The following is a 6,182-nucleotide window of genomic DNA, read 5'->3' as shown; positions in this document are numbered from 1 at the left end:
AAGCTCCTTCTCCGTTCGCTCGACTTGCATGTATTAGGCACGCCGCCAGCGTTCGTCCTGAGCCAGGATCAAACTCTCCATAAAAGAAATTTGATAAGCTCAAATTGTTTTGCTGGCATCATGTTTGATGTCCAAAATTTTGTTTTGTTCACTAACTCAAGGTTAGCTACCAAAAACTTTATTGATTACGTTTTGCTTGTTCAGTTTTCAAGGTTCATTTCGTTGTTGTTTTGTTTCAACAACTTTTTTAGTATAACATTTTTGTTTTTTTGTTGTCAACTCTTTTTTAGAAGTTTTTTTCACTTCGTTTCAAAAGCAGCAACTCTTATATAATACTATTCTTAGTTTTCGATGTCAACATCTTTTTTGATGTTTTTTCGAACTCAGTTTGTTTCTTGCGTCGTCTTAACGACAAGTAATAATTTATCATGATTTTAATACAACCGCAAGTGTTTTTTACTATAAAATTTTCTTTTTTTATAAATGGTGAATTAGTGAGTTATTTTGCGTTTTTTCGAGAACTAAATAACTCTTATAACTTTCTATCTATCACTTTAATTGTTTTACTATACATCTCTTTCTTAAAAATCTCAACAAACTAAATAAGAAGAGTCTTACTTCTATCTAAGAATATCCTTTTTAAAAGGATGCTTTCTCAAGCTTTTCTTGAAAAAGCATCTAAGATCTACACAATAAAATGCGTCATCTCCCCTCTTACACATCACTCTAACAAATAAACAATAGAAAAAAGGAGCCAAAGTGGTACTCCTACACCTCGACTCCTACTTACTTCATGTTTATTACTTTTTTAACTTTATTGTTCCGCACATAATAACAAAAAAGAAAGAAGAATATATTATGTTCGCTTTTCAATTGCGGAATTCAAAATTGAAAGTGTGTTTTTCAAAACTAAAATATAAAGAATCTACTAATTCTAATTAGTTATTTTGTTTCTCAACTACATCTAGGCACCAAGAGAAATTATCCCATGCCGAATACCAGCCAGTGAAAACTTCAGAGGAATCATCCCAACGGACATCGAACTTTTTCTGACCGTTTATATCCACTAAATATAAAGCTAGAGTCGGTTCCACCTTAGAAACCGCTAATTTCATGCCATTTTCAAGTTCTTCCTCAGTAAACGGAACATCTGAAACTGAGCGTACTTGCGCCTGTTCAAATACTAGTTTGTTAAAGATTTTATAATTCATTATAAGCCTCCAATAATACTTCTATAATGTCTATTTCTATTTTATCTGCAAATTACAGAACTCTAAAAGTATACCTTATATTCATTCATCATTTAAATACTCTACTTAATTCTTTCTAAATTTAAACTTTTCAAACGTTAACTTAACTAAGTAAGACTATTTCATCATAGAAAACGCAAAACAGGAGTCTTAGTGCTTCTCCTACACCTCGACTCCTGCCTTTTCACGATTACCTCTTAACAAAGCTGTTCTTTTCTAGTTCGATTACCGCTTTTTTATCCTGAGTAGTAGTCGTGCTATATCCTCTATCAATTAAGTTAAAACAACTATTTAGTAGTATGACGCATTGTAGGGAATAATAATACGTCGCGAATTGATGGTGAATTTGTAAGAAGCATGATTAAACGGTCGATACCAATGCCCAATCCACCTGTTGGAGGCATACCGTATTCTAATGCTTCAATGAAATCATTGTCCATTTCATGTGCTTCATCATTACCGGCTGCTTTTTCAACTAATTGAGCTTCAAAGCGCTCACGTTGGTCAATAGGGTCATTTAGTTCTGTAAAGGCATTTGCATGCTCACGACGAACGATGAATAGTTCGAAACGGTCTGTAAAACGCTCGTCCTCTGGATTTTTCTTAGCTAGAGGTGAGATTTCTACTGGATGACCATAAACAAATGTAGGTTGAACTAGAGTTTCCTCAATCTTTTGCTCAAAGAACTCGTTGATAATATGCCCTACCTCATGTGTTCCTTTAACTTCTACTCCGTGTTCTTTAGCAAGTGCTTGAGCTTGTTCCTTAGTCATAGGCTGCCAGAAGTCTACACCTGTAGCTTCTTTTACTGCATCTACCATATGAACTCGTTTCCAGCCTACAGCAAGATTAATTTCATCTTCACCGTATTGAACTGTAGTTGTCCCAAGAACTTCTTGCGCTACATGAGCAATAAGGTTTTCTGTTAGAGACATAATATCTTTGTAGTCCGCATAAGCTTCATACAGCTCTATCATTGTAAATTCAGGGTTGTGGCGTGTTGAGATCCCTTCATTTCGGAAAACACGACCAATTTCATACACTTTCTCTAGTCCACCAACAATTAGACGTTTCAAATGCAGTTCGATTGCAATACGCATATATAATTCCATATCAAGTGCATTGTGGTGTGTAATAAATGGACGAGCTGCTGCACCACCAGCAATTGTATGAAGCATTGGTGTTTCTACTTCTAAATATCCTGCATTATCTAAATAATTGCGAATAGCACGGATAATTTTAGAACGCGTAATAAATGTTGTTTTACTTTCCTCATTCGTCATTAAATCTAAATAACGTTGACGGTATCGTTGTTCAACATCTTGTAAACCATGGAATTTTTCCGGCATAGGGCGTAGCGCTTTTGATAAGAATGTAAATTCTTCAGCCTTTACAGAAAGCTCTCCCACTTGTGTTCGGAATACATTACCACGAATACCTACGATATCACCTAGGTCAGCTTGTTTAAATAATTCATATGCTTCTTCGCCAACATGATCTTGGCGAACGTAAATTTGAATTTGGCCACCTAAATCTTGAATATGTGCAAAGCCAGCTTTTCCTTTACCGCGCTTCGTCATAATACGACCCGCAATAATTACCTCTTGTAGGTTTTCCTCTAGCTGCTCTTTTGTTTGATCTGCAAATTGTTCACGAACTTCTGGTGATAAATGCGTACGTTCAAAACGACTACCAAATGGATCTTGACCATTTTCTCGAATAGCCGTCATTTTTTGGCGTCTCACCAAAAGCTGATCATTTAATTCTTCTATGTTTGACACTTGATTCACTCCTTATTAAATTGTCCGCGTTGTGTTTATATCCATAATATTTCTATTGTACACAATTTTATTGCTGTAATCATCTGTTTCGCTTTAATTTCCATAAGAGAAAAAATGATTAATAATTCTAAAAATTGATGTTGGCAGAAAAATAGACGTCTCAAAAACAACGAGACGTCTTTTTAATGTAATCAATTATACCTCGACATAATTGCCGCTTCACTTTCGCTGAGTACCTCTATTTCAGCCGGTGTTTTGGACACCCGCTGAAAGAAGTTATAGAATTAATTCTTTTGCTTCTGGAACTATTAATGTAGATTCAAGCTCTTCATAGTCTTGCACAAGTCCATTTAATAATGCACGAAGCTCTACCGCAGTTTCTGTTTGGTTAATCGCTTTACGCGCTTTACCATTACCGCGAATACCTTTTAAATACCATGAAGCATGCTTACGCATTTCACGTACTGCCACACTCTCTCCTTTTAATTGCATAAGGCGTTCAAAGTGAAGCAAACACACATCAATTTTTTCACGTACACCTGGCTCTTCCTTTAGCTCACCAGTTTCAAGGTATTGAACTGTACGATAAATCATCCACGGATTACCTAAAGCTGCGCGTCCAATCATTACTGCATCTACCCCAGTAGTATCAAGCATACGTTTTGCATCTTGAGGAGTTTCTACATCACCATTACCAAGCACAGGGATTTTCACATTTTCCTTCACTTGTCGAATGATATCCCAGTTTGCTTTTCCTTCGTACATTTGTACACGTGTACGTCCATGAACAGCTATTGCTGAAGCACCAGCACGTTCAGCAGCTTGTGCGTTCTCAACAGCAAAAATATGCTCGTCATCCCAACCAATACGCATTTTTACGCTGACAGGTTTTTTTACTGCATCGACAACAGCGGCTACCATTTCATACAATTTATTCGGATCTAAAAGTAAACGAGCGCCCGCTTCACATTTAATAATTTTATTAACTGGGCAGCCCATATTAATATCGATAATATCGGCAGTTGTGTTTTCATCTACATACTTAGCTGCTTCCACTAGTGTTGCTTTATCACCACCGAAAATTTGTAAAGAAAGTGGATTTTCACGCTCATCGATATAAAGCATGCCCAGTGTTTTTTCGTTCTTCTGGACAATCCCTTTATCACTAATCATTTCTGCATACACTAGACCTGCCCCGAACTCCTTAACAGTTAAACGGAAAGCAGAGTTACAAATTCCAGCCATTGGTGCTAATACGACACGGTTGTCCATGACGATATTTCCAATTTGAAACGGTTTCTCAGTTGTCTGACTCAACGTTGTTTTCCCCCTTCTATAGGTTTTCACCTATTTCTATATAAAAGCAACCACAGGAGGCTTTAATTTAAAGATTAGAAACCTAATTAACGGACTGCATCATTTTTAACTTCGCTGATGCTTGCCATAAAGTTAGTTACGCCTTCCTCTTCACTATCCATCTGTTGCATTATATCGTGTGCCCTTCTCAGCTGTTCTCCAACTGGCGCAGGCGTAATTTCTATGAGTGGTACTAGTACGAAAGCTCGCTCATACATTCTTGGATGTGGCACAATTAAGCTTTCAGTTTCAATATTTTCGTGATTGTAGAGCAAAATGTCAAGGTCAATGATTCGAGGGCCCCATCGAAATTCACGAACCCGCCCTAGTTCACCTTCAACCCATTGGCAAATTTTTAGCATTTTGGAAGATGAATGGCTCGTTTTAATATGAACAGCAATATTTAAAAAGTCTGCTTGGTCAGTGTAGCCTACCGCTGCTGTTTCATAAACTGAAGAAGTTTGTACAACTTCAATTTCATCTTTACCCTCTAAAAGTTTAACAGCGTGTTGCAGGTTTTCAAATCGCTCGCCCATATTTGTACCGATCGATAAATACACATCATTCATTAGTAATCACCTCTCGTTACCTCTACTGACACCTCTTTATAATAACCATGTATCGGTGGGTCCGGCTTAATAAGCTCCACGCGTACACCCTTAACCTTTTCTGAGTATGTCTCTAAAATACTATTTGCTATTTTTGAAACAAGTGCTTCAATAAGCTTGAAAGGCTCACCTTCTACGATATCACGGCATAACGCATAAACCTCTGCATAGTTTACCGTATAGTCCAAGTCATCAGTCTCTCCAGCCTTTGTCATATCTACAGCAAGTGAAACATTGGCACGGAAGCGTTGACCGAGTGTTGTTTCCGCCGCTAAAACACCGTGATAACCGTAAAACTGCATATCCTTTAAATGAATATAGTCCATTACGCTTCCTCCTTGTAGATACGCTTACCTACTAAAATATCAGCCATGTGTGTCGCTCGTGCCATTTCCTTTACATCATGCACACGAATCATATGACAGCCCTTTTCAATCCCGTAAACAACCGTTGCACCTGTACCTTCTATACGCTCCTCAACAGGCAGCCTTAAGACATTACCAATCATTGATTTACGTGAAGTCGCTAGCAAAACAGGATAACCCATCGCTACCAATTCATCTAAATGCTGCATCATTTCAATATTCTGAGCAGTAGTTTTCGCAAAACCTATACCCGGATCTAAAATAATATGATTATCTGGTACACCTGCATTTCGGGTAATAGCAATACTCTTTTCTAAGTCGCTCTTAGCCGTCATCCAGAAATCAGTACCATAATCAGTATTTTCTCGATTATGCATTAAAATAATCGGTACATTTAAATCTGCAGCCACTTGAGCGATCTCAGGTTCAGCTTTCGCTCCCCAAATATCATTAATAATATGCGCACCAGCTTCAATAGCCGCTCGAGCTACGTTCGCTTTATACGTATCCACCGAGATAATTGCCGGTACTTCAGCTACTAACGCTTGAATAACTGGCACAATGCGTGCAATTTCATCTTCATCGGATATACGTTCATAGCCTGGTCGTGTTGATTCTCCGCCAACATCAATAATTTTAGCACCATCAGCTACCATTTTTTTCGCTTGTTCAACAGCTGCCTCAATATTATTAAACTTTCCTCCGTCTGAAAATGAATCCGGTGTGACATTTAAAATACCCATCACAAAAGTTTCTGCTGTATAGTCTAACGTGATACCGTTAATAGTTAATGTTGTTGTATAGTTTTCTAGCATGTAAACT

At 37.5% G+C, this 6,182-nt stretch carries 6 protein-coding genes and 1 rRNA gene; all 7 read right to left on the bottom strand.

Annotated features, from left to right (window positions below; translation table 11 throughout):
• Positions 1-84, bottom strand: a 16S ribosomal RNA gene (locus tag ACQKN4_RS22470); the annotation flags it as partial.
• 854 nt (positions 85-938) lie between these two features.
• Positions 939-1,211 (bottom strand): hypothetical protein, encoded by a 273-nt coding sequence (locus ACQKN4_RS22465; protein WP_079563715.1) that lies wholly within the window; start codon positions 1,209-1,211, stop codon positions 939-941.
• Positions 1,212-1,537: 326 nt separating this feature from the next.
• Positions 1,538-3,040, bottom strand: a complete 1,503-nt coding sequence (gene lysS, locus ACQKN4_RS22460; RefSeq protein ID WP_170939063.1) for a lysine--tRNA ligase — start codon at positions 3,038-3,040, stop codon at positions 1,538-1,540.
• A 267-nt stretch (positions 3,041-3,307) separates the two neighbouring features.
• The gene (gene dusB / locus ACQKN4_RS22455; protein ID WP_427484851.1) at positions 3,308-4,348 is read right to left on the bottom strand and encodes a tRNA dihydrouridine synthase DusB; all 1,041 of its coding nucleotides are present in this window, start codon (positions 4,346-4,348) and stop codon (positions 3,308-3,310) included.
• Between the two features lie 86 nt (positions 4,349-4,434).
• Complete coding sequence (gene folK, locus ACQKN4_RS22450; RefSeq protein ID WP_427484850.1) at positions 4,435-4,956, bottom strand: 2-amino-4-hydroxy-6-hydroxymethyldihydropteridine diphosphokinase; 522 nt, start codon at positions 4,954-4,956, stop codon at positions 4,435-4,437.
• Complete coding sequence (folB, locus tag ACQKN4_RS22445; protein ID WP_079563711.1) at positions 4,956-5,321, bottom strand: dihydroneopterin aldolase; 366 nt, start codon at positions 5,319-5,321, stop codon at positions 4,956-4,958. The genes folK and folB overlap by 1 nt, the downstream gene beginning before the upstream one ends.
• The gene (folP, locus tag ACQKN4_RS22440; protein WP_427484849.1) at positions 5,321-6,175 is read right to left on the bottom strand and encodes a dihydropteroate synthase; all 855 of its coding nucleotides are present in this window, start codon (positions 6,173-6,175) and stop codon (positions 5,321-5,323) included. Before folP ends, folB begins: the two co-directional genes overlap by 1 nt.
• Positions 6,176-6,182 lie beyond the last annotated feature (7 nt).

The sequence above is a fragment of the Lysinibacillus sp. NPDC093692 genome, assembly GCF_050280125.1.
Lineage (GTDB): Bacteria > Bacillota > Bacilli > Bacillales_A > Planococcaceae > Lysinibacillus.
Note: the sequence above shows the minus strand (reverse complement) of the source record. Positions and strands in the feature narration are given on the sequence as shown.